Below are 3,201 nucleotides of genomic sequence, written 5' to 3'. Positions count from 1 at the left end.
CCTACCTGCTGCGCGCGGTCGGCCCGGACGGCCACCTGGGGTCCTACGAGATCCGGGAGGAGTTCGCCGAGACGGCGCGCAGGAACGTGGAGCAGCTCGTCGGCACGGACCACCCGGAGTGGACGCTCACCGTGGGGGACGTGCGCGAGGTCATGGCCGAGCCGGAGATCGACCGGCTCGTCCTCGACATGGTCGACCCGTGGTCGTGCGTCCCGCTCGCGGCCGAGCGGCTCGTGCCCGGCGGCATCGTCTGCGCCTACGTCGCCACGACGACCCAGCTGTCGCGCTTCGTCGAGACGCTGCGAGCCGACGGCGGCTTCACCGAGCCGCACGCGTGGGAGACCATGCAGCGCTCGTGGCACCTCGAGGGTCTCGCCGTGCGTCCCGACCACAAGATGGTGGGCCACACGGCGTTCCTCGTCACCGCGCGGCGCATGGCGCCGGGCCACCCGGCCCTGGAGAAGACCCGCCGCCCCGCGCCGGGCGCCTACGGCCCCGACTACACCGGGCCCCGGCCGGCAGGCACCGAGCTCTGACCTCGCCCGGCCAGGACGGCCTGGCGGGGGTTCCGGGCCGTGGGCGGAGGACGGCCTGTCGGGGGTTCCGGGCCGTGGGCGGAGGACGGCCTGGCGGGGGTTCCGGGCCGTGGGCGGCGGACGGTCCGGCGGGGGTTCCGGGCCGTGGGCGGAGGACAGCCTGTCGGGGGTTCCGGGCCGTGGGCGGGGAGGAGCCCCGCAACACGATCGTCATCCGACGCGCGCCGAGACGACCTTTCGTGCAACCTGATCTCCGTTAGGGTCGAACTCGACGAGCAGGAGGTGGCGATCGTGAACGAGAACCCCCGTGGCGCCGACCACGAGCTGGCATATCTGCGCGCCGAGGTCGAGCACCTCAGGCGACGCCTGGGCTCGGAGGGGTCACTCGACTCCCGGCTCTCCGACCTCGAGGCCCGACTGGCCTCCACGACGTCGCAGAACGAGCGGCTGAGCTCCACGCTGCGCGACGCGCGTGACCAGATCGTCGCCCTCAAGGAGGAGGTCGACCGTCTGGCGCAGCCGCCGACGGGCTTCGGCACCTTCCTGCAGCGCAACGACGACGACACGGTCGACGTGTTCACCGGCGGCCGCAAGCTGCGGGTCACGGTCAGCCCGGCGGTCGACCGCGACGAGCTGCGCCGCGGCCAGGAGGTCATCCTCAACGAGGCGATGAACGTCGTGGCCGCGCTGGAGTTCGAGACCACCGGCGAGGTGGTGATGCTCAAGGAGCTCCTGGCCGACGGCGAGCGTGCCCTGGTGCTGGGCAACACCGACGACGAGAAGGTCGTGAAGCTGGCCGACTCCTTGGTCGGGCTCAAGCTGCGCGCCGGCGACTCGTTGCTGCTCGACAGCCGCGCCGGCTGGGTCTACGAGCGCATCCCGAAGAGCGAGGTCGAGGAGCTCGTCCTGGAGGAGGTGCCCGACGTCGACTACGAGTCGATCGGTGGCCTGCGCGGACAGATCGACTCCATCAAGGACGCCGTCGAGCTGCCCTACCTGCACCCCGACGTGTTCGTCGAGCACGAGCTCAAGCCGCCGAAGGGCGTGCTGCTCTACGGTCCGCCCGGCTGCGGCAAGACGATGATCGCCAAGGCGGTCGCGGCGAGCCTGGCCAAGAAGGTCTCCGAGCGCACCGGTGAGGAGGGGCGCTCGTACTTCCTCAACATCAAGGGCCCCGAGCTGCTCAACAAGTACGTCGGTGAGACCGAGCGCCACATCCGCCTGGTCTTCCAGCGGGCGCGGGAGAAGGCCTCGGCCGGCACCCCGGTCATCGTGTTCTTCGACGAGATGGACTCCCTGTTCCGCACCCGCGGGTCGGGCGTGTCCTCCGACGTGGAGAACACGATCGTGCCGCAGCTCCTGAGCGAGATCGACGGTGTGGAGGGCCTCGAGAACGTCCTCGTCATCGGTGCCTCCAACCGTGAGGACATGATCGACCCGGCCATCCTGCGTCCCGGGCGCCTCGACGTGAAGATCAAGATCGAGCGCCCCGACGCGGAGTCGGCGCGCGACATCTTCAGCAAGTACCTGACGCCGACGCTGCCGTTGCACCCCGACGACCTCGCCGAGTGGGGCGGCGACCGCGTCGCGACGACGCAGGGCATGATCCAGCGCACCGTCGAGGCGATGTACACCGAGTCCGAGGACAACCAGTTCCTCGAGGTCACGTACGCCAACGGCGACAAGGAGGTCCTGTACTTCAAGGACTTCAACTCCGGCGCGATGATCCAGAACATCGTCGACCGCGCCAAGAAGATGGCGATCAAGGACCTCCTGGAGACCGGGCAGAAGGGTCTGCGGGTCCAGCACATGCTGCAGGCGTGCCTCGACGAGTTCAAGGAGAACGAGGACCTCCCGAACACGACCAACCCGGACGACTGGGCCCGCATCTCGGGCAAGAAGGGTGAGCGGATCGTCTTCATCCGCACGCTCATCACCGGCAAGGGCGGCAACGAGCCCGGACGGTCGATCGACACGGTCGCGAACACGGGGCAGTACCTCTGAGCGGCGACCTCAGCGCGAGCGCGTCGGGTGCGGCCGTCCCCTCGGGGCGGCCGCTCCTGCGTGTCGCGCGGTACGACGACCCCGAGGTGGTCGCCATGACCGCGGAGGTGCAGGCCGAGTACGGCCGTCGCTACGGGGGAGAGGGCGACGTCTCGCCGATCGATGCGGAGCAGTTCGTGCCGCCGGCCGGCCTGTTCCTCGTGCTCGAGGTCGACGGCCGGGCTGCGGCGATGGGCGGCTGGCGTCGCGGCGGGCCGCAGGGCGCGTCCGACGCCGAGATCAAGCGGATGTTCGTCCGCGAGACGCACCGTCGGCGCGGACTCGCGCGGATCGTGCTCGCGGAGCTCGAGCGCACCGCCGCGCAGGCCGGTGTCCGACGCCTCGTGCTGGAGACGGGCGACCAGCAGCCCGAGGCCATCGCCCTCTACACCTCCAGCGGCTACGCCGACGAGCCTGCGTTCGGGTTCTACGCCGGCTACGACGACAGCGTGCACCTCGCGAAGAGCATCGCCGGGGAGGAGTGAGCAGGGCCCGCGTCCCCGCACAGCCACCCGGTGGCTCAGCCCTTGACCATGCGGCGCGTGGTCCAGTGCAGGAGCCCGATGTCCTGGGGGCCGACGCCCGCGTGCCGCTCGTCTCGGCCACCGGCTCCACCCGGATG

3 protein-coding genes are annotated in these 3,201 nt (G+C 70.7%); all 3 read left to right on the top strand.

Going from position 1 to position 3,201, the window contains the following annotated elements; translation table 11 throughout:
• The coding region (locus tag A6Q79_RS16135) for a tRNA (adenine-N1)-methyltransferase (RefSeq protein ID WP_369038016.1) at positions 1-536 on the top strand (536 nt) is incomplete at its 5' end.
• A 291-nt stretch (positions 537-827) separates the two neighbouring features.
• Positions 828-2,540 (top strand): proteasome ATPase, encoded by a 1,713-nt coding sequence (gene arc, locus A6Q79_RS16130; protein ID WP_317698769.1) that lies wholly within the window; start codon positions 828-830, stop codon positions 2,538-2,540.
• Between the two features lie 95 nt (positions 2,541-2,635).
• Positions 2,636-3,064, top strand: a complete 429-nt coding sequence (locus A6Q79_RS16125; protein ID WP_286690243.1) for a GNAT family N-acetyltransferase — start codon at positions 2,636-2,638, stop codon at positions 3,062-3,064.
• Positions 3,065-3,201: the final 137 nt, after the last annotated feature.

Origin of the sequence: Aeromicrobium sp. REDSEA-S32_B7, from assembly GCF_001626145.1 — a bacterium.
GTDB classification, from domain to species: Bacteria; Actinomycetota; Actinomycetes; order Propionibacteriales; family Nocardioidaceae; genus Aeromicrobium; species Aeromicrobium erythreum.
The sequence above is the reverse complement of the archived record's forward strand: the minus strand, read 5'-3'. Positions and strand labels throughout refer to the sequence as shown.

Coding starts and splice junctions, on each gene's coding strand:
- A6Q79_RS16125 (WP_286690243.1), top strand. CDS start 2,636: ATGACCGCGGAGGTGCAGGCCGAGTACGGCCGTCGCTACGGGGGAGAG.